Origin of the sequence: Massilia sp. H6 (assembly GCF_024802625.1) — a bacterium.
Taxonomy (GTDB): Bacteria; Pseudomonadota; Gammaproteobacteria; order Burkholderiales; family Burkholderiaceae_D; genus Telluria.
The window spans coordinates 1,473,177-1,492,266 of the sequence record NZ_CP103371.1 but is presented as its reverse complement, the minus strand read 5'-3'; the positions used below and the strand labels follow the sequence as shown (position 1 = coordinate 1,492,266).

Genomic DNA, 19,090 nt, shown 5'->3' with positions numbered 1-19,090 from the left:
ACCAGACCCTCGACTTCAGGCGCCCAACGTGCAAGAGCAACACGCCTTTCCCTTCCTGCGTGAGATCATTCTCTTCCTGGTCCTTGCGGGCGTCCTGATCCCTACCTTGCAACGCCTGCGCATCAACCAGGTGGTCGGCTTCCTGGCGGCCGGCACGCTGGTCGGTCCGTTCGGGCTCGGCCTGCTGGCCGGCGAACTGCCCTGGCTCGCCTTTTTGACCTTTCCGCGCGGCGAAGGAACCTCGATGCTGGCCGAGATCGGGGTGCTGTTCCTGATGTTCATGATCGGCCTTGAATTGTCCACCGCGCGCCTGTGGGCGATGCGGCGCTGGGTGTTCGGGGCGGGCAGCGCGCAGGTGTTGGCGAGCGCGGCCCTGATCGGCGGCGCTTATTACCTGTTCGAGCAGCCCGACACCCAGACCGCGATCATCATCGGCCTGCTGCTGTCGCTCTCTTCCACTGCAGTGGTCTTGCAACTGCTGGCCCAGCAGGGAGCTACTGGCACCCCGCTGGGCCAGGCCACCTTCGCCATTCTCATGCTGCAAGACCTGGCCGTGGTGCCGATCCTGCTGCTGATCGGCGCCCTCGGGCCGGGCGCGCACGGCGGTGGCGAGGGTGTTGCCATGCTGGCGCTGCTGACGCTGGCCAAGGCCGTTGCCGCCATTGCCCTGATCTACCTGGTCGGTGCCCGCGTGGTGCATAAACTGTTTCGCTCCTTTGCCGAGCACCGCCAGCCGGACGTCTTTATGGCCCTGATCCTGCTCACTACCTTCGGCATCGCGGGCCTGGCCGCCGCCGCCGGCCTGTCGATGGCGCTGGGCGCCTTGATCGCCGGCCTGCTGCTGGCCGAGACCGAATTCAAGCACGAAGTCGAACTGATGATCGAACCGTTCAAGGGCCTGCTCATGGGCCTGTTCTTCATGAGTGTCGGGATGAGCATCGATACCCGGCAGGTACTGGAAGGTCCGCTCCTGCTGGCCGCCCTGGTGGGCAGCCTGGTGCTGATCAAGGCCAGCGTGATCGCGCCGCTGCTGCGGATCGGCGGGTTGCCGTGGAGCCGCGCGCTGGAGGGCAGCCTGCTGCTGGGCCAGGGCGGTGAATTCGCCTTTGTCGCGATCGGCTATGCCGTCACTTCGCAGGTGCTCGAGCCGGCACTGGGCGCGCGCGTGATACTGGTGGTGGGCCTGAGCCTGTTCATCACGCCAATGCTGGCGCGCCTGGGCCGCATCATCGGCGAGCGTGGCGATACCACCGCGCGCGAACTGGCGGCCAGCCAGGACGGGGCCCAGCTGGCATCGGCGCGCGGGCGCATCATCATTGCCGGCTTCGGCCGCGTCGGCCAGCAACTGGCCAAGCTGCTGACCCAGCAACACATCCCCTTCGTCGCCTTCGAATGCAATGCCAAGCTGGTGTCAAGCCTGCACGCCGAGGGCAAGCCGGTCTACTTCGGCAACGCATCGCGCCCCGAGTTGCTGCGCCGCGTGCATGCCGGCGAAGCGCCGGCCATCGTGCTGACGATGGACCACCCCGGCTCGGCGATGCAGGCTGTGCGCGGCATCCGGCGCGAGTTCCCGCACATTCCCCTGTTTGTCCGCTCGCGCGACGAGAACGATGCGCGCGCGCTGCGCCTGGCCGGCGCCACGGTGGTGGTGCCGGAAACCCTGGAAGCGAGCCTGCAATTGTCGGCCTTCGTGCTCGAAGCGATGGGCCTGGACGAGCGCCTGGTCGATGGCATCGTCGACCACGAACGGGCGCTGTTCGCCGCCGGACTGCTGGAACCAGAAAACCGCGCGTAATTGCTGAGCGCTCTGGCTGGGCGCGCTTCGCTTCAACCCACGACGCGCAGGCAGCTATAATCCGCGCTGTCCCTTATTCCAGCAGGAACGCCATGACGCTCACCTCTTCCGCCGCGCTGCCCAAGGCGCTTGGCCACATCCGCGTGCTTGACCTGTCGCGCGTGCTTGCCGGCCCGTGGTGCTCGCAAAACCTGGCCGACCTCGGCGCCGACGTGATCAAGATCGAACGCCCCGGCCACGGCGACGATACGCGCGCATGGGGCCCGCCGTACGCAAAGGATGAGGAAGGCCGCGACACCAGCGAAGCGGCCTACTACCTGGCGGCCAACCGCGGCAAGCGCTCGGTGACGGTGGATATCGCCAGCAGCCAGGGCCAGGCGCTGCTGCGCGAACTGGTGCGCCATTGCGACGTCGTGCTGGAGAACTTCAAGGTCGGGCACCTGGCACGCTATGGCCTGGATTACGCTACGCTCAAGGGCATCAAGCCCGACCTGGTCTATTGCTCGATCACCGGCTTCGGCCAGGACGGCCCCTATGCGCACCGGGCCGGCTACGACTTCCTGATCCAGGGCATGGGCGGCCTGATGTCGGTCACCGGCGAGCGCGACGACCTGCCCGGCGGCGGCCCGCAAAAGGCCGGCGTGGCCCTCACCGACCTGATGACCGGCATGTATGCCACCGTGGCGGTGCTGGCCGCGCTGACCCAGCGCGACCGCACCGGACAAGGCCAGCACATCGACATGGCCCTGCTCGACACGCAGGTGGCGATGCTGGCCAACATGGGCAGCAATTACCTCAATAGCGGCAAGCCGCCCAAGCGCTGGGGGAATGCGCACGCCAACATCGTGCCCTACCAGACCTTCGCCTGCGCGGACGGCCATATCATCGTCGCCACCGGTAACGATGGCCAGTACCAGAAGTTCGTCGAGGCCGGCGGCCGCCCGGAACTGGCCAGCGATCCGCGCTTTGCCAGCAACCCGCTGCGGGTGCAGAACCGCGACCTGCTGGTGCCGATGCTGGCGGAGATGGTCAAGCTGCGCAGCCGCGACGCCTGGATCGACCTGCTCGAATCGGTCGGCGTGCCCTGCGGACCGATCAACGATATCGGCGACGTGTTCGCCAACCCCCAGGTACAGGCGCGCGAGGTCGCATTCGAGCTGCCGCATCCGACCGCAGGCAAGGTCAAGCTGGTGCGCAACCCGATCAGGATGTCGGGCACGGCGGCGACCAGCGACAAGGCGCCGCCGCTGCTGGGCCAGCACACCGACGAGGTATTGGCCGGCGTGCTGGGCCTGGATGAGGCCGAGATTGCCGCATTGCGCGGCAAGGGCGTCGTGTAGTTCAGTGCAGCTGGTGCTTCAGATCGGATAACACGTCGTGCACCCGCGTCACCACCGACGCCACCTGCGGCGAAGGCTGTGAACTACGTACCATGCGCTTGGCATCGTCGCCCATCTCTTCGAGGCGGTCGATGCATTCGATGATGCGGCTCTGGTCGTTCGAACGCATCGCGCGTTCGGCGGCCGGCATCTCATGCGCGATCTTCTGGATGCAGTCGCGAATGTCGTCGGGCGCACCCTGGTCGTTGCGGGTGACTTCTTCGGCCTGGTTGATCGTCTGCTGGATCTGGCTGAAGCGTTGTTGAATTTCGGCAGGCTGTAGCATGATGGGCTCCTGTTAGTGGCGCGGCAAGGCCGCTGGACCTACTCACTTTAGACCGCCCTGCGCAGAGGTCAAGGGAGCATTTCTGCCGTGTGCGGTCAAGCTGGTGCAGGCTGCCGGTTAGTTTGCGTCCGAGAAATCGGTAAAACAATCGATACCGATCAAACGCATTGATAGGTAAAGTTCGCCGCACGTGCGCGTTCCCGACTTGCCAACCGCAAGCACTCCCTACAATTTCCGGGTTGTCGACCGTTTCACGCCACCGCCCGGAGACGCCATGCCCGTTCACGCTCCCACGCCGCAGCATCCGGCGCTTCGCTTCGTCCGCCAGTGTCTGCGGCGCTATTTGCGCAGCTGCGCTGCCTGTGCAGCTGCGCTGCTCGCGCTCGGCGCCGCCCTGCCCGCCGCTGCCGCCAGCCCGGCCGGGGTGGTCAATGTCATCCTCACCTCACGCTTCCTTGAGCAAGATCGCTGCGACAAGCTTGGCCTGGTCAGCATCGGGCTGCTGCAGGGCCTGCATCGCGGGGTTGGCGTCAACAAGCATCCGGAATTGACCGCCGCGCAGGTGCGCCAGATCGCCAGCCGCTATGTCGACATCAACGACCAGCTCTGCAACAGCATCACGCCGCTGTTCGCCGCGCACGACGCATGGGCGCGCAATTACGGCAAACTGGCCCGCGCCACCCTGACCAACGCGGGCTGGGATGCCTTTCTGGCCGACGACCATGCGGTGAAGTGGGCCGGCATCGCGGCCCGCTTCCGCTCCGAGTTGATCGCGCTGAACAACGCGATCGACCTGGTGCTGGCATTGCGCCCCGATGCGTTCGACCCGGACGCGAAGCTGCTGCGCGCGCTGCAGCCGCGCCAGCGGAGCGCATTGCGCGACGAGATCCGGCGGGTCTCGCTCACCGAAGACGAAGCCAAGCTCAGGTTCTTGCTGGCCACCGCGCATGGACAGCACAAGCTAGGCGAGATGCTGCCGGAACGCTTCGAGCTCGGGCGCCTGGCCGCGATCGAAGCGGCGACCCGCAGGCTCGGATTGCAGTTCGTCGAGCGCTATCACATCGACTTCGACGAGCTCTACCCCCCCAGTACGCGCCTGCAGCTATTCACGGCCGAGCATCCGGCGCTGCAACCGAAGCTCGACCTCTCGGTCCGTACCGCCACCGCCCGGCTCAAGGCGCTGGTGTCGACATACCGCTAACGCGCCTTGCTCCCCCTTACGTGCATCTGGACGCTGGCGGCGACTATCTGTATAAGTTGCTACTTGCCTACATCACACGTAAGGGGAATCTTTTGGACCAACTGCATCGCCCAATATCGCGCACCGCCCTGTTCTGCCTCGCACTACTCACCTGCCCTGCCGCGCTGGCCGCGGACGTGATCATCACCGCCGACCGCCTGCTCGACGTGCGCGCGGGACGCATGATCCAGAACCCCGAAATCCTGGTGCGCGACGGCAAGGTGGTCAGCATCAAGCCCGATGCGGCGGCCGTGAGCGCTACCGGCGCCACCCGCATCGCCCTGCCCGGCATGACCCTGGTTCCCGGCCTGATCGACATGCACGTGCACCTCGATTCGGATCCGACCTACGGCGGCTACACCAACCTGCAATACAACGACCGCTTCTGGTCGGCCCTGAGCGTGGTCCATGCAGGCAAGACGCTGGACGCGGGCTTCACCACGGTGCGCAACCTGGGCGCGTCCGACTGGAACGACGTGGGCCTGGGCCAGGCCATCGCCGCCGGCAAGGTGCGCGGTCCGCGCATCGTTCCGGCCGCATGGTCGTTCGGGCCGACCGGCAGCCACTGCGACAGCACCTATTTCCCGCCGTCGATGGAAGAAAAAGGGCCGTATAACGCCGACGGCCCCGACGAGGTGCGCAAGTCGATCCGCGCGCTGCGCAAATACGGCGCCCAGGTCATCAAGATCTGCGCCACCGGCGGCGTGTTCTCGCGTAATACCGAACCCGGCCAGCAGCAGATGAACCTCGCCGAGATGCGCGCCGCGGTCGACGAAGCCAAGCAATGGGGACTGCAGATCGCGGCCCACGCGCATGGCGCAGCCGGCATCAAGGATGCCATCCGCGCCGGCGTCAACACGATCGAGCACGCCAGCCTGATTGACGACGAAGGCATTGCGCTGGCAAAAAAACACGGTACTTGGTTGTCGATGGATATCTATAACGGCGACTACACCGCTGCCGAGGGCAAGAACAACGGCGTGCTCGAAGATAACCTGCGCAAGGACCGCGAAGTGACCGATCTCCAGCGCCAGAACTTCCGCAAGGCCCATGCTGCCGGCGTGAAGATGGTCTACGGCACCGACGCCGGCGTCCATCCCCACGGCGGCAACGGCAAGCAGTTCGCGGTCATGGTCAAGTACGGCATGACGCCGCTGCAAGCCATCCAGGCCGCCACCATCAATGCCTCCGAAGCGCTGGCGCGCAAGGATGTCGGCGTGATCGAGGCGGGCCGCTTCGCCGACATGGTGGCGGTACCGGGTGATCCGACGGCGAACGTGCAGCTGCTGGAGGCCCCGGCGGTGGTGATCCAGGGCGGCGTAGTGGTCAAGCGCAGCGCGCCCTGATCCGAATTGGGTTCATCGCGTTGCCGGCGCCAGGTAGCGTAGCCGCAACGCGATGCCCAGCGCCACCCCCAGCAGCGCCCCCAGTGCCGCGACCACACCGGGCCAGGCCCAGTGCTCCCATACATAACCGGTGCACCAGCCGATCACGCTCGAGCCCACGTAGTAACTGAACAGGTAGATGCTTGATGCCAGCGCCTGGGGTGGGCGCGCCCTGCGCCCGACCCAGCTGCTGGCCACTGAATGCGAGGCGAAGAAACCGAAGGTGGCCAGGCCCGTGCCCAGCACGATCGCCGCCACCGAATCGTGCAGCGTCACCAGCAGCCCGGCCAGCATGATGCCCAGCACCAGCCACAGCACGTTGCGCCGGCCCAGGCGGTCGGCCAGCTTCCCGGCCCACATCGAGCTGACGATGCCAAGCAGGTAGAGCAGCGAGACGGCGCCCACTTCGCTCTGGCTCAGGCCGAAGGGCGGCGCCAGCAGGCGGTAGCCGATGTAGTTATAAAGGCTGACGAATACGCCCATCATCAAAAAAGGCAAGACGAACAGCCAGGGCAGGCCTGCGTCGCGCAAGTGGATGCGCAGGCCGTCGCGCCAGCCGGGCCCACGCACGTGCACTATGCCCGCGTGGCGCGACGGCGGCAGGCTGCGCGAGAATTCCCAGGCCGCATACAGCCCGGCCACGCCCAGCAGAGCGAGCGCGATGCGCCACGAGGTGACATCGCTGACGATCGACGACAGCACCCGCCCGCTCATGCCGCCCAGGGCGCTGCCGCCGATGTACATGCCCATCGACAGGCCGAGCGAGGCGCCTTCGATCTCGTCGCTGAGATAGGCCATCGCCACCGCCGGCAGGCCGCCAAGCACCAGTCCGAGCAGCGCCCTTGCGCCGACCAGCTGGATATAGTCGAGCGCGAAGCTCGACAGCAGCGTGAGCAGGGCGCCGCCGACCATCGACGCCACCATGATCTGCTTGCGGCCGATGCGATCGGCCAGGGCGCCGGAGACGAGCAGCGCCACCGCCAGGGTGGCGGTGGACACCGACAGCGCCAGGCTGCCCTGGGCGGGAGTAAGAGAAAAGTCGCGTGCCAGCAGCGGCATCAGCGGCTGGACGCAGTAGAGCATCGCGAAGACGGAAAAACCGCCGAACGCCATCGCGCGGTTGATGCGGCGAAAGTCCGGGCTTCCGGCCGCGATCGGACCACGCGCACCGGTCAAGGCCAACCCGTCATTGCCGACCCCTTACGGCAGGTCGGCGTCGAGTTCCGAGCCGGCATAGTTCTCGAGCTCGCCGAACAGCTGCTTCATGCTGGCCTTGGTGCCGATCTGCTGCAGCACCGTGCATTGCTCGCGGTAGGTGGCAATGCGCTCGGCGATGACGCCTTGGTGCGCCGCCGGAACACGCGCCATCAGCTCGGCCCAGCCGGCCTCGAAGTCGGGCTTGTTCCTGCGCACCGATTTCACGAAGCGTTCGAACTCGCGCTGCCCGGTGCGCGCCGTGATGCGCCCGCCCGCTTCCACCGCGAAGATAATCGCCAGCGCGATCACGCCTTCGGCATTGAGGTCAGGGTCGAGGATCGGGCCTTCGTAGTGGTGGCGCCGCAGCCACTGGGCGGCGCGCACGATGGCCTGTACGCCCTGGCGCTCCTTGAGCTGGCTGAGGTAGCGCTCGTAGCCGGACCAGGTCTCGCCCGGATCGGCCGTGCACAAGTCGACGAACAACTCTTTCAGGCGCCGCTTGGCGTACACCGGGTCGGTGTCGTACTCGCCCACCAGGGTATCTTCTGGCATGGCGGCCAGGTCGCGCACCATGCGAAACCCCGCCTGGAACACCTGTTCGGCGCCCTCCTCGATCAGCACGTCGAGCGCGGCCAGGTCGTCGTCGGTGTCGACCTCGTGCTCGAGGCCAAGCGACACCCCGCCCACGGTCAGCAGCAGTGCGCGCTGGATGCCTTCGGCGGTGCGGTCATTGGTGAACTTCTCGGCCACCATCGCGGTGATGCCGCACAGCTCGTCGGCCAGCACCGCGGCTTCGTCCGGTGTGGCTTCTTCGGGCAGCAGCTTGATCGCGCGCACCAGGCGCGGCAGCTTCTCGATCACCAGTGCGGGCAACATGTTTGCGGACAGCGCGCTCACGAGAAGATGTCCGTGCCCATGCTCCTGCGGGTCCCGCGCCGCGGCATGCTGCGCACCGACGGCACCTGCTTGCGCAAGCGGTAGAGCAGTTCGCGCGTGTTGCGCTGCATGAAGGGCGATTCTTCGTCGGGATCGTCCGGCAGCTGCACATCGGCCATTTCGGCGCTGTGGCGAAATTCCGGGAACAACTCCAGCAGCGAGCGCTCCCAGCCGTCCTCGCTGGCCTTGGCCAGGTCGATCGCCAGCGGCACGATGTCGCTGTCGCCGCTGGTCTGGCCGGTCACGTAGCGGCCCTTGGCCAGGATTTCGCCGGCCACCTCGAGGATCTCGCGCGGCGCCAGCGACCACATGATGGCGAACACGGTGGCGCCGTGGTCGGTGGCCGAGGCTTCGCGCAGCAGTTCGTGGCGGCGCTCTTCGTCGTCGTTGGCATAGACGATGCCGTGCACGTGGTTGAACAGGTTCTCGGCGATGCGCTCGGGATCGTCCTCGATCATGTTGTCCGGCCAGGTGGCGGCGATATAGGCCAGGCTGTCGGCCCAGGCCTTGGGCGGCACCAGCATGGTCGCAAGCGATGTCTTGCCGCCATCGAAGCCGGCCAGGTGCAGCGCGGTGACCTGCGGCGGCAGCGTGGACAGTACTTCGACCACGGCATAGTCGCCGTGCTCGTCGGCGGCTTTGGAGAACGCTTCTTCGGCGTGATCGAGCGAGCCGGCCAGCACCAGTTCGCTCACCTGCCGGGTCAGCGCGGGCAGGTTGCTGCCGCCGCCGGCCGAGGCGTTATTGGCTTCGTGTCCTTCGTCGCTCATTCGCGCTCTCCTCCATCCGGATCGAACAGCTGGGTAAAGTCGTCGGTGGCGGCGCCGTCTTCCATGTCGTTGTCGTCGCCCTCGTCGCCCTCGCCGAGACGGTCGAAATCGCGGTCTTCGTCTTCCCAGCGCGACTGGTTCTTGTACAGGAAGGCGGTAATGATGGCCTGGCGTGCCAGTTCTGGATAATTCGCCGTCATGGCGGCGTACATGGCGCGGCCCTGCTCGCCGTCGCACTCGGCCATGGCGAATACCGCTGCCGGGTCGGTGCCTTCGTAGTCGGCCGCTTCGCGCAGCAGGCCCTTCGGATCGGTGAACTTGATACAGTCAGCGAGTGCGAACGCCATCAGGTTGACGTCGTCCAGGCCCGAGCCGCCGGCGTATTCCGACACCAGCGCGCTGACCATCATGTTGTAGTTCTTCTTGTTGGGCGGGTCGCCCAGCGTGCCCTCGATCTGCCCTTCCAGTTCGCGTGACTGGAACGAGAATTCGGGATGTACGTTTTTCATGTTGTATCCTGTTGTTGATGATGGGCGCGGCGCAACTGCCAAGGCACGCGGCGTGCATGCCGCCGGCGCCGCAGCCCGGTGCGGCGCCCGCTACTGCAGTTCAATGCTGCAAATTGACGCCGTTGAGCGCGAACACCGAGCGCCACAGTTCGTAGGCCTCGGCTTCGGCATCGAGCACGATGCGGTGGTTGACGCTCTGGTTGTACTCGGCGCGCTTGACCGGATCGGACAGGATGTCATAGGCCTTCGAGACGGCCTTGAAACGCGCCTCGGCGCCCGGCGCCTGGTTGCGGTCCGGGTGGTAGCGCATCGCCAGGGAGCGGTAGACCTTCTTGATCTCGTCGTCGCCGGCATTCGGGGCGACGCCGAGGATCGCATATAAATTTTCCATCTAAAATTCTCCCGGCGAAGGCCGCTAGCATTACCGCGACACGGCAAACCGGGATTATCCTATAGAAAACGATAACGTGGCGAATGCGCGCCCAAGGTCCCCGTCCTGCCCTGCGCTACGCGCGAGGCCGCCGGCCCCTCCGTACGGTAAAATGTGCGTTACTTCCCCATCCAGAAACTTTTTCATGAGCAACGATAAGAACAAACCGGCCGCGAACAGTGCGCCTGTGCCTCCGTCTAACTTTCTGCGGGCCATTATCGACAATGACCTCGCGGCCGGCACCCACGCGCGTGACGGCATGCCGCAGGTCATTACCCGCTTCCCACCGGAGCCGAACGGCTATCTGCACATCGGCCATGCCAAATCGATCTGCCTGAACTTCGGCCTGGCGCGCGACTATGCCGGCCGCTGCCACTTGCGGTTCGACGACACCAATCCCGAAAAAGAAGACCAGGAATACGTCGACACCATCATGGACAGCGTGCGCTGGCTCGGTTTCTCGTGGGAACAGGGTGGCCAGGAATACCTGCATTACGCCAGCGATTACTTCGGCAAGCTGTACGAGATGGCCGAATACCTGATCCGCGAGGGCAAGGCCTATGTCGACAGCCAGAGCGCCGAAGAAATGGCGAAGAACCGCGGCAACTTCGGTACGCCCGGCACCAACTCGCCGTTCCGCAACCGTCCGGTGGAAGAATCGCTGCAACTGTTCCGCGACATGAAGGCCGGCAAGTTCAAAGATGGCGAGCACATCTTGCGCGCGAAGATGTTCGAGGACGCCATGGCCTCGCCCAACATGACCAACCGCGACCCGGCGCTGTACCGCATCCGCCATGCGCACCACCACCGCACGGGCGACGACTGGTGCATCTACCCGATGTACGACTACACCCATCCGATCTCGGATGCGCTCGAATCGATCACCCATTCGATCTGCACGCTCGAGTTCCAGGACCACCGTCCGATGTACGACTGGCTGGTCGAAACGCTGACGGCCGGCGGCTTCTTCGAACGCCCGGTGCCGCGCCAGTACGAAATGGCGCGCCTGAACCTGACCTACGTCGTCACCAGCAAGCGCAAGCTGCGCCAGCTGGTCGACGAAGGCATCGTCACGGGCTGGGACGACCCGCGCATGCCGACCATCGTCGGCCTGCGCCGGCGCGGCTACACGCCGGAATCGATCCAGCTGTTTTGCGAGCGCATCGGCGTGTCCAAGGCCGACGGCTGGATCGACATGAGCACGCTCGAAGGCGCGCTGCGCGACGACCTCGACCCGAAGGCGCCGCGCGCCATCGCGGTGCTGCGACCGCTCAAGCTGATCGTCGACAACTTCCCGCAAGGCGAGTCGCATGAATGCAGTTCGCCGGTCCACCCGCACCACCCGGATATGGGCGTGCGCAGCTTCCCGTTCACCCGCGAGCTGTGGATCGAGCAGGAAGACTTCATGGAAAACCCGGTCAAGGGCTACCACCGCTTCACTCCGCCGAAAGACGGTCAGCCGGGCAGCCGCGTGCGCCTGAAATACGGCTACGTGGTCGAGTGCACCGGCTTCGACCGCGACGCCGATGGCGCGGTCAGCGCTGTGCACGTGAGCTATTTCCCGGATTCGAAGTCGGGTACGCCAGGTGCCGACAACTACAAGGTCAAGGGCAATATCACCTGGGTCAGCGCCGCCACTGCCCTGGAGGCCGAAGTACGCCTGTACGACCGCCTCTTCCTCGATGCCAACCCGGACGCCGGCGGCAAGGACTTCAAGGCCGCGCTCAACCCGAGCGCCCTGGAAACCGTGACCGCCTACCTGGAGCCGGGCATGAAAGACGCCGTGGCCGACCAGCGCTTCCAGTTCGAGCGGCACGGCTATTTTGTGGCCGACCGCGTGGAGTCGACACCGGGCAAGCCGGTCTTTAATCGCGTGACCACGCTCAAGGACAGCTGGGGCAAGTAATTCGCCTATCTGCCATGCAGCCTGGGCAGTGCGGGTGTTTCGCGTGTCTTAAGCAGGGAACGATGCCAGCAGCATCGTTCCCTGCTTCGCGCAAGCGGCTCTCATGACGAACGTCCAACAGCTGGCTTTCCTATTGCACCAAGCTTTAAAAGCATATTCCCGCACGCTCGCGGATGCAGGTTCGCTTCGGATTCGACACGTATTCATCGCAGCTCTCGTTGCGGGATTGGTAAACCTAATACATCTGACAGGTCTCATTTGACGTAAACACGCTTAGCGTATGAGTTGTTGTCGCATTAACGCGACGCAATGAATCCTTGCTAACGAGAATACGTTCGATGTACCCACGCCGTCACTCTTATCATCGCGCCCGCATGCCGACGGCGCTGCTAACCGGAGCCCTGCTGTCGATGACGGTAGGCACTGTCCTGTACACGGTTACCGCCGAGGCTATCGAAAGCGATGCGCAGACCCGCTTCCGCGGGATGGCGCGCACCGCCCAGTTTGCGATCGACGCCCGGATCAAGAGTTACACCGACTTCTTGCGCGGCATGGCCGGACTATTCCATGCCAGCCGCAACGCCAGCGCCGACGAATTCCGTCACTACGTCGAACGGCTCGATACGCCTCGCAACTTCCCCGGCATCGAGGTCATGAACTATGCCCGTAGCGTCAGCGCAGAAGGCTTGCCGGCGGTAGACGCGGAAGCGCGCAACAGGCTGCGCAAATACGGCATGCCCGAACCTGCCGCCAAGCTGCTTCCCGATCCAGCCCGTGACAGCTACACGGTCCTTGTCTACGTGGAACCTGCCACCCCGCAAACGCTCGCCAAGCTTGGCATCGACCTTGAAGCCCGCAGTTATATTCGCCGCATAGCAGCGCAGTCGCGTGACAACAATACTGTTGCTGCTTCCGGTTTCCGTGTCAGTGCAGCACCCGGCCCCATCCAGAACGTACTCGCAATGCGTTTGCCGGTATATCACAGCGACATGCCGACCGACTCCATTGCCGAGCGGCGTGCAGCCTATCTCGGCTCCGTCGGCATTGGCTTCGGCGTCAACAGGATGGTTAACGGCGTCCTCGAGGGATTTCCGGCCAATGGCGTGCGCCTGGTACTTACTGACCTCGACAGTGTGCCGCTGGAGCCAGGCGAGCTTCCATCGAGCTCGGTCCTTTACGATAGCCATGCAACGGCGACCACCCGGCCGCCGTTGCCCGACAGCGCCGATGTGCTCCAGGCCAGCCTGCCCATTCAATTCAACCAGCGTCAGTGGCGCGCCGATTTCAGCATTGCCAAGTCGGCGCTATTCACACGCTTCGACCTCTACTATCCGTGGATGGCCGCCCTGGCCGGATTCCTCAGCACCGCCTTGCTGTACGCGCTGTTCCAGACCATGGCATCGTCGCGCCGCAGCGCACTGCATATGGCCGAAGACATGACGCGCGAGCTGCGCGCCAGTCAGGCCAAGCTGCAGGCCACCAACGAAAAGCTGCGCCAACTGGCCGCGCACGCGGAGCAGATCAAGGAAAGCGAACGCAAGCGCATCGCGCGCGAGATCCACGACGAGCTTGCGCAGAACCTGCTCGCGCTGAAGATCGAGGCGGAGATCCTTGCCAACCGCACGCGCGACAAGCATGGCCGCCTTCACGAGCGCGCCGGCGCGACGGTGCGGCAGATCGACAAGTCCATCCGCAGCGTGCGTCAGATCATCAACGACCTGCGGCCAAACGTGCTCGACCTCGGCCTGAATGCGGCGGTCGACTGGCAGGTGAACAACTTCGAGAGGCGCACTGGCATCGCGTGCGAGCTGGTCGAGAACGACACCGAATACCATCTCGACGACCAGTGCGCAACCGCCCTGTTTCGCATCCTGCAGGAGTCGCTCAACAACGTGGCGCGTCATGCTCGCGCGAGCAAGGTGCGGATCGAACTGCACCAGCACGTCAACATGCTGACCATGACGATCCGCGACAACGGCGTCGGGATGCAACCAGGCAGCCGCAACCGCACCGGCTCATTCGGCCTGGTTGGCATCGAGGAAAGGATCAACATCCTCTGCGGCAGCTTCTCGATCAGCAGTAGCCCGGACACCGGCACCACCGTCGTTGTCACCATCCCCGTCGATGGACACCTGCACGGTTCGTTAGCTTCCCCTGTACACGCCAGCAATGTCGTGCTGAAGGTTATCGCGTGATTCATGCAGCGAATACGGCTGACATGTTGTCTCGTTTTAGCACAGCAGTTTGTCGGTTGATCGAACTCAACATTGCGTCTGACCGGTCGCAGGACAATTGATTCCACTGCCAGTGGTCAAGACGCAGTTCTTGGCTTCCGATAAACGCGTCACATTCTCGAGGAGGATTTTCTGGAATACCGTTTCAATACTAGGGATTAAGAAAAATGCCTTAACAACAGCTCCACTAAAAAAGGTGATAACTATGTCGACTAATGAATTCGCAGCCTTTGAAGCACTCGATCTCGCTCCAATCAAAATGAAACTGATGCATGTGGAATCTGGTGAAGGCTGGTCCGCACTGCGGGCCGATGCAGCCGAAGTGGAATACCGCCGCTTTCTTTTCCTGATGAAGAAATTCCCCGACGCGCAGGTCTCGCCTACCGTCGACGTCGACACCTTCTGGCATTATCACATTCTCGACACCATGAAATACGCAGTCGATTGCGAAGCTATGTTCGGCTATTTCCTACACCATTATCCTTACGTCGGTATCGGCGCCGACGCCGACGCTGGCGACCAGGCGCGCGCAGGCGAGCGCATGCGCGAAATCTACGAAGCGCAATTCGGCATCGCGCCTGCTACCAATGCCGCGCACGCATGGTGCTCTGCGCCGAGCAAGCCTCGCGAATCCGCCAATGCTGCCAATGCTTGGTGCACCGCGCCGAGCAAGCCACGCAAAGCTGATGACATCGCGTACGCATGGTGCTCAGCACCGAGCAAGCAAGCCAAGGCTGGTGACACCGCGTACGCATGGTGCTCAGCACCGAGCAAGCAAGCCGAAGCTGGTGACACCGCGTATGCATGGTGCTCCGCACCGAGCAAGCCCCGCGATGCCCTCAGCGCCGCCTACGCATGGTGCTCAGCACCGAGCACACCCCAGAAAACCGGCAGTGCCGCCTACGCGTGGTGCTCCGCGCCGAGCAAGCCTCGCGAAGCCGCCAGCGCCGCCTACGCCTGGTGCTCAGCGCCCAGCAAGCCCCGCGAAGCCGTCAATGCCGCGAACGCTTGGTGCTCCGCACCAAGCAAGTCAATGCTGGCAGCCGCGTGATCTTACGCTGCACTGGCTAAAACGCTGGCAACTTGGCTTTCCGTTGACGGTTGGTATGGCGGCAAAACCATACCGGCCGTTCACGTTCAACGAGCGCTGCTCGCTACTTTGACCAAGGTGCCAACGCAGCGAGGTAGACAGCTCACTTCTTCTTTTTTCCCGGAACCACCTTGGCCTGGCCGCTCGCCTCGAACAAGGCGCGGGCATCGAGGTGGGCCTGGTCGATGTTGCGCATCTCGGGCGTCTGGTCGTGCGGCACGAAAAATTCCTTGTCTTGCGCGACAACCACGATCTTGATGGCCGCAGCTTCCGTGACGCCATATTTTTCGACGATCAGCGTGGTGACTTCGTCGAGATATTCTTCGTATTGCATGCTTGGGTACTCCTTCAGTGTCCTTTTTGGTCCGCGATTGTACCGGAGCGCGGTGCCGCGCGGTCCAGGGCGCTGTTGGCGGCAAAACCGGCCAGCGCCGCCGTCACGTCGGGATAGCGCAGCCGCATGCGCAGTTCGCGCTTGAGGCGGGCGTTGTCGAGCCGGCGCGACTCGGACATATACGACAGCAGCATCGGCGTGACGACCTGCTGCAGCTCGGCGCGCGCCAGCCGCGGTGGACGCGCCATGTGAAATGCGTCGGCCACCGCATCGAAATAATCGGCCATCTTCATGCGCGTGTCGTCCACCGCATTGACCACCCGCCCCGGACGTCCGCGCAGCAGCGCCACCCAGGCGATGCGCGCCAGGTCGTCGGCGTGGATGTGGTTGGTGTACACGTCGTCTTCCGGGCGCAGGGCCGGCGTGCCCAGTTCCAGGCGTTTCAGGGGCAGTCGGTCGGCGGCATAGATGCCCGGCGCGCGCAGGATGGACAGGCGGGTGCCGTTGACCAGGGCCCAGGCGCGCAGCACGCGCTCGGCATCGACGCGGCGCTGCGCGCGCGCATTCCTGGGCGCCACCGGGCGCGATTCATGCACCAGTTCGCCGCCGCAATCGCCGTACACGCCGGTGGTACTGACATAGGCCATGCGCTCGACCTTGCCGAGCGCCGCCACCAGGTGGCGCGTGCGCCGGTCTGCTGCGCCGTCGGGCTGCGGAGGCGCCAGGTGCAGCACCCAATCGGCCAATCCGCGCAGCCGCGCCAGCGTGTCCGGCCGGTCGAGGTCTGCCACGATGGGAATCGCACCGGCGGCGCGCAGTTCGGCGCAGCGCTGCGGCTGGCTGGTAAGGGCGAACACGCGGCAGCGCCCGCGCACCAGGGGCAGCACGCGCATGCCGACATCGCCACAGCCGACGATGAGCAGGCGCGGCTGGTGAAATACAGGTGACCGGGTCATGAAAAAAGGGCGAGTTCTGGGCGCATCAATGTAGCACAGCGGGCGGCATGGCTCGCGCCAGCGACGCGCCGCGCCCGCCATGCCCGCGGTGTAGAATACCGTCCTGTCGCAGCACCTGATTTCGGCGCATTCGGCAATCCCGCTCATCCATTCCAACGTCCGCCGGTGCGGGCACCAACCTCCGATATCGCATGACCTTCCAGATTACCGTCCAGCCCAGCGGCCACCAGTTCACCTGCGAGGCCGAAGAAACCGTCCTTTCCGCCGCCCTGCGCGCCGGCATCGGCCTGCCTTACGGCTGCAAGAATGGCGCCTGTGGCTCGTGCAAGGGCAAGGTGCTCGATGGATTCCTGCACCACAAACCGCACCAGCAGCGCGCGCTGAGCGACATCGAGAAGACCGCCGGCATGTCGCTGTTCTGCTGCGCCGTGCCCGATGGCGACCTGGTGATCGAAGCGCGTGAAGTGGGCGGCAGTGCCGACTACCCGATCCGCAAGATGCCGACCCGGGTTGCCGGCATCCGCAAGGCGGCGCCGGACGTCGCCATCGTTACCCTGCAGCTGCCGGCCAGCGAAGCGCTGGCCTACCGCGCCGGCCAGTATGTCGAATTTTTGCTCAAGGACGGCAAGCGCCGCGCCTACAGCATCGCCTGCGCGCCTTCGTTCACCGGCCCGCTCGAGCTGCATATCCGCCACCTGGCTGGCGGCCTGTTCACCGACCACGTGTTCGGCGCCATGAAAGAGCGCGACATCCTGCGCTTCGAAGGTCCGCTCGGCACCTTCTTCCTGCGCGAAGATTCAGACAAGCCGATCGTGCTGCTGGCATCGGGCACCGGATTCGCGCCGGTCAAGGCGCTGGTAGAGCACCTGATGCACCTGAAGTCCACGCGCCCGGTGCGCCTGTACTGGGGCGGCCGCCGCCCGCAAGACCTGTACATGGACGAACTGTGCCGCGCATGGGAAACCACCCTGCCCGACTTCCGGTATGTGCCTGTGGTGTCCGATGCGCTGCCCGCTGACGCCTGGCAGGGACGCAGCGGCTACGTGCACGCGGCCGTGATGCAAGACCTGCCCGATCTCTCCGGCTACCAGGTGTATGCCTGCGGCGCCCCGGCGATGGTGGACTGCGCGCGGCGCGACTACGTGGCGCAAGCCGGGCTGCCTGAAGACGAGTTCTTTGCCGATGCCTTTACCAGCGAAGCAGACCTGGCGCAGCCGCCAGGCTGACCGACCGGGCAAGATTGCAAACTGGCGACCCTTGCAACCGGCCCGGGCGGCCCCACGTGTCAAGCAGGACGCGGTAAATCCTGCGCCGCATGTAAGATGAAGTTGCAACGATAACAGGAGCGATTTTATGCAAATCAACGTTAATACCGATAACACCATCCAGAAACACCAGGGCCTGGATGAGCACGTGGAAGCCGTGGTCCAGAGCTCGATCGGCCGTTTTGGCGAGCAAGTGACCCGTGTCGACGTGCACCTGAGCGACGAGAACAAGGAAAAGCATGCCGACGGCGGCAATTACTGCATGATGGAAGCACGCGTGAGCGGTTACCAGCCGATCGTCGTGCACGAGCACGCAGTGGAGCTGCACCAGTCGATCAAGAACGCCGGCGGCAAGCTGGCCCGCGCCCTCGACAGCGCCCTTGGCCGCCTGGCCGACAAGAACAAGCACGTTCCAGTGGCCCTGGCAATGGACGAGCCTGATGTCGATCCGCTGTCCGACAAGCACCTGACCGATTCGTAATTGCGCTTCACCCGCACGCCCGGCTCCTGGGCGTGCGTGCCGGCCGCGCCGGTCTCACACCACACCACCTTCCACCAATGCCCTGAGCTCGCGCAGATAGCGCAGGCCCGCCACTGCGCGGCTGCCATACCACGACATCATCTCCCCATCGACCAGCACTACCGGAATGCCGAGCTGCTTTTCGAGGACGTCCGCATGCGCCTCCGTGAAACGGTAGGGCTCGGTCGACAGCAATACCGCGTCGAGCTGGCGCACCAGGTCATCCGACCAGTCGAAGCAGGGGTAGCGCGCCGCGCCGAGCTTGGGGACGCTCCAGCCGAGTTCGGCCAGCATGGCAGCGATATAGGTAGCTTCGGAGACACTCATCCACGGATCCTGCCAGATGCAGTACAACACCGTGCGCGGCGGGGATGGTGCCAGCGCGCGCAGGGCCGCGTACTCCCCTTCAAACGCGGCGCACCAGCTGTCGGCCGCAGCTTCCCGCCCGAAGATCGCGCCCATGAGCCGTGCCAGCGCCAGGTTGTCGCGCGGCGCCAGTGGGTGCGTGACCACGATATTGGGCACGAACTCGGCCAGCCGTTCCACCGTCGGCTTTTCGTTCTCGTCGATATTGACGATCAGGTGGGTCGGTGCCAGCTTGCGGATCTTGTCGATGTTCACATCTTTCGTACCACCGATCTTGGGAATGGCCTCGACCGTGGCGCGCGGGTGAATGCAGAACCCGGTACGGCCCACCAGTTGCCCGGCCAGGCCGAGATCGCACAGCAACTCGGTAATCGACGGCACCAGCGAAACGATGCGTGCGCCGGGCGCGGGAAGGTGCGCGTGGCCGAGCGCGTCGACCAGCAGGGAAGAAGGATTCGTCATGGCTGCTATTGGAACACTGTTGTTTCTGGA

At 64.7% G+C, this 19,090-nt stretch carries 18 protein-coding genes; 9 read left to right on the top strand and 9 right to left on the bottom strand.

Annotated features, from left to right (window positions below):
- Nucleotides 1–28 precede the first annotated feature (28 nt).
- Both NRS07_RS06635 and NRS07_RS06630 read left to right on the top strand, forming a co-directional pair.
- Nucleotides 29–1,795 (top strand): cation:proton antiporter, encoded by a 1,767-nt coding sequence (locus NRS07_RS06635; RefSeq protein WP_259211992.1) that lies wholly within the window; start codon nucleotides 29–31, stop codon nucleotides 1,793–1,795.
- Nucleotides 1,796–1,887: 92 nt separating this feature from the next.
- The gene (locus tag NRS07_RS06630; RefSeq protein ID WP_259211991.1) at nucleotides 1,888–3,135 is read left to right on the top strand and encodes a CaiB/BaiF CoA-transferase family protein; all 1,248 of its coding nucleotides are present in this window, start codon (nucleotides 1,888–1,890) and stop codon (nucleotides 3,133–3,135) included.
- A 1-nt stretch (nucleotide 3,136) separates the two neighbouring features.
- On the opposite strand, the gene NRS07_RS06625 is transcribed toward NRS07_RS06630, so the two are convergent.
- On the bottom strand, nucleotides 3,137–3,460 hold the full coding sequence (locus NRS07_RS06625; protein ID WP_259211990.1) for a hypothetical protein: 324 nt from the start codon (nucleotides 3,458–3,460) through the stop codon (nucleotides 3,137–3,139).
- A 274-nt stretch (nucleotides 3,461–3,734) separates the two neighbouring features.
- On the opposite strand from NRS07_RS06625, the gene NRS07_RS06620 reads away from it, so the two are divergent.
- Entirely contained in the window at nucleotides 3,735–4,661 is a 927-nt protein-coding gene (locus tag NRS07_RS06620) for a hypothetical protein (RefSeq protein WP_259211989.1), read from the top strand.
- A gap of 92 nt (nucleotides 4,662–4,753) precedes the next feature.
- Nucleotides 4,754–6,046 (top strand): amidohydrolase family protein, encoded by a 1,293-nt coding sequence (locus tag NRS07_RS06615; protein ID WP_307729927.1) that lies wholly within the window; start codon nucleotides 4,754–4,756, stop codon nucleotides 6,044–6,046.
- 12 nt (nucleotides 6,047–6,058) lie between these two features.
- On the opposite strand, the gene NRS07_RS06610 is transcribed toward NRS07_RS06615, so the two are convergent.
- The 5 genes from NRS07_RS06610 to NRS07_RS06590 form a co-directional block, all read right to left on the bottom strand.
- Nucleotides 6,059–7,261, bottom strand: coding sequence for an MFS transporter (locus NRS07_RS06610; protein WP_259211988.1), 1,203 nt, complete (start codon nucleotides 7,259–7,261; stop codon nucleotides 6,059–6,061).
- Between the two features lie 24 nt (nucleotides 7,262–7,285).
- On the bottom strand, nucleotides 7,286–8,158 hold the full coding sequence (locus tag NRS07_RS06605) for a hypothetical protein (RefSeq protein ID WP_259213057.1): 873 nt from the start codon (nucleotides 8,156–8,158) through the stop codon (nucleotides 7,286–7,288).
- Nucleotides 8,159–8,175: 17 nt separating this feature from the next.
- Nucleotides 8,176–8,988: a hypothetical protein gene (locus tag NRS07_RS06600; RefSeq protein WP_259211987.1), complete on the bottom strand. Its 813-nt coding sequence runs from the start codon at nucleotides 8,986–8,988 to the stop codon at nucleotides 8,176–8,178.
- Complete coding sequence (locus NRS07_RS06595; protein ID WP_259211985.1) at nucleotides 8,985–9,497, bottom strand: hypothetical protein; 513 nt, start codon at nucleotides 9,495–9,497, stop codon at nucleotides 8,985–8,987. The genes NRS07_RS06600 and NRS07_RS06595 overlap by 4 nt, the downstream gene beginning before the upstream one ends.
- 100 nt (nucleotides 9,498–9,597) lie before the next feature.
- Entirely contained in the window at nucleotides 9,598–9,888 is a 291-nt protein-coding gene (locus NRS07_RS06590) for a DnaJ domain-containing protein (protein WP_259211982.1), read from the bottom strand.
- 184 nt (nucleotides 9,889–10,072) lie between these two features.
- Between NRS07_RS06590 and NRS07_RS06585 the strand changes: the two genes are divergently transcribed.
- From NRS07_RS06585 to NRS07_RS06575, 3 genes are all read left to right on the top strand, one after another.
- Nucleotides 10,073–11,833, top strand: a complete 1,761-nt coding sequence (locus tag NRS07_RS06585; protein ID WP_259211979.1) for a glutamine--tRNA ligase/YqeY domain fusion protein — start codon at nucleotides 10,073–10,075, stop codon at nucleotides 11,831–11,833.
- A gap of 338 nt (nucleotides 11,834–12,171) precedes the next feature.
- Nucleotides 12,172–14,028 (top strand): CHASE domain-containing protein, encoded by a 1,857-nt coding sequence (locus tag NRS07_RS06580; RefSeq protein ID WP_259211976.1) that lies wholly within the window; start codon nucleotides 12,172–12,174, stop codon nucleotides 14,026–14,028.
- Between the two features lie 244 nt (nucleotides 14,029–14,272).
- The gene (locus NRS07_RS06575; protein ID WP_259211974.1) at nucleotides 14,273–15,118 is read left to right on the top strand and encodes a glycine-rich domain-containing protein-like; all 846 of its coding nucleotides are present in this window, start codon (nucleotides 14,273–14,275) and stop codon (nucleotides 15,116–15,118) included.
- A gap of 142 nt (nucleotides 15,119–15,260) precedes the next feature.
- On the opposite strand, the gene NRS07_RS06570 is transcribed toward NRS07_RS06575, so the two are convergent.
- Complete coding sequence (locus tag NRS07_RS06570; RefSeq protein ID WP_259211971.1) at nucleotides 15,261–15,491, bottom strand: hypothetical protein; 231 nt, start codon at nucleotides 15,489–15,491, stop codon at nucleotides 15,261–15,263.
- Nucleotides 15,492–15,505: 14 nt separating this feature from the next.
- A complete protein-coding gene (locus tag NRS07_RS06565; protein ID WP_259211970.1) occupies nucleotides 15,506–16,447 on the bottom strand; it encodes an SDR family oxidoreductase in 942 nt (313 codons plus the stop codon).
- Between the two features lie 191 nt (nucleotides 16,448–16,638).
- On the opposite strand from NRS07_RS06565, the gene NRS07_RS06560 reads away from it, so the two are divergent.
- Together NRS07_RS06560 and NRS07_RS06555 are read left to right on the top strand one after the other, a co-directional pair.
- Nucleotides 16,639–17,673 carry a CDP-6-deoxy-delta-3,4-glucoseen reductase gene (locus NRS07_RS06560; protein WP_259211969.1) on the top strand — a complete coding sequence of 345 codons (1,035 nt, stop codon included), beginning with the start codon at nucleotides 16,639–16,641 and terminating at the stop codon, nucleotides 17,671–17,673.
- A 127-nt stretch (nucleotides 17,674–17,800) separates the two neighbouring features.
- Nucleotides 17,801–18,193, top strand: a complete 393-nt coding sequence (locus NRS07_RS06555; RefSeq protein WP_259211968.1) for an HPF/RaiA family ribosome-associated protein — start codon at nucleotides 17,801–17,803, stop codon at nucleotides 18,191–18,193.
- Nucleotides 18,194–18,247: 54 nt separating this feature from the next.
- Here the strand turns inward: NRS07_RS06555 and NRS07_RS06550 are convergent, their stop codons facing one another.
- On the bottom strand, nucleotides 18,248–19,060 hold the full coding sequence (locus tag NRS07_RS06550; RefSeq protein WP_259211967.1) for a helical backbone metal receptor: 813 nt from the start codon (nucleotides 19,058–19,060) through the stop codon (nucleotides 18,248–18,250).
- Nucleotides 19,061–19,090: the final 30 nt, after the last annotated feature.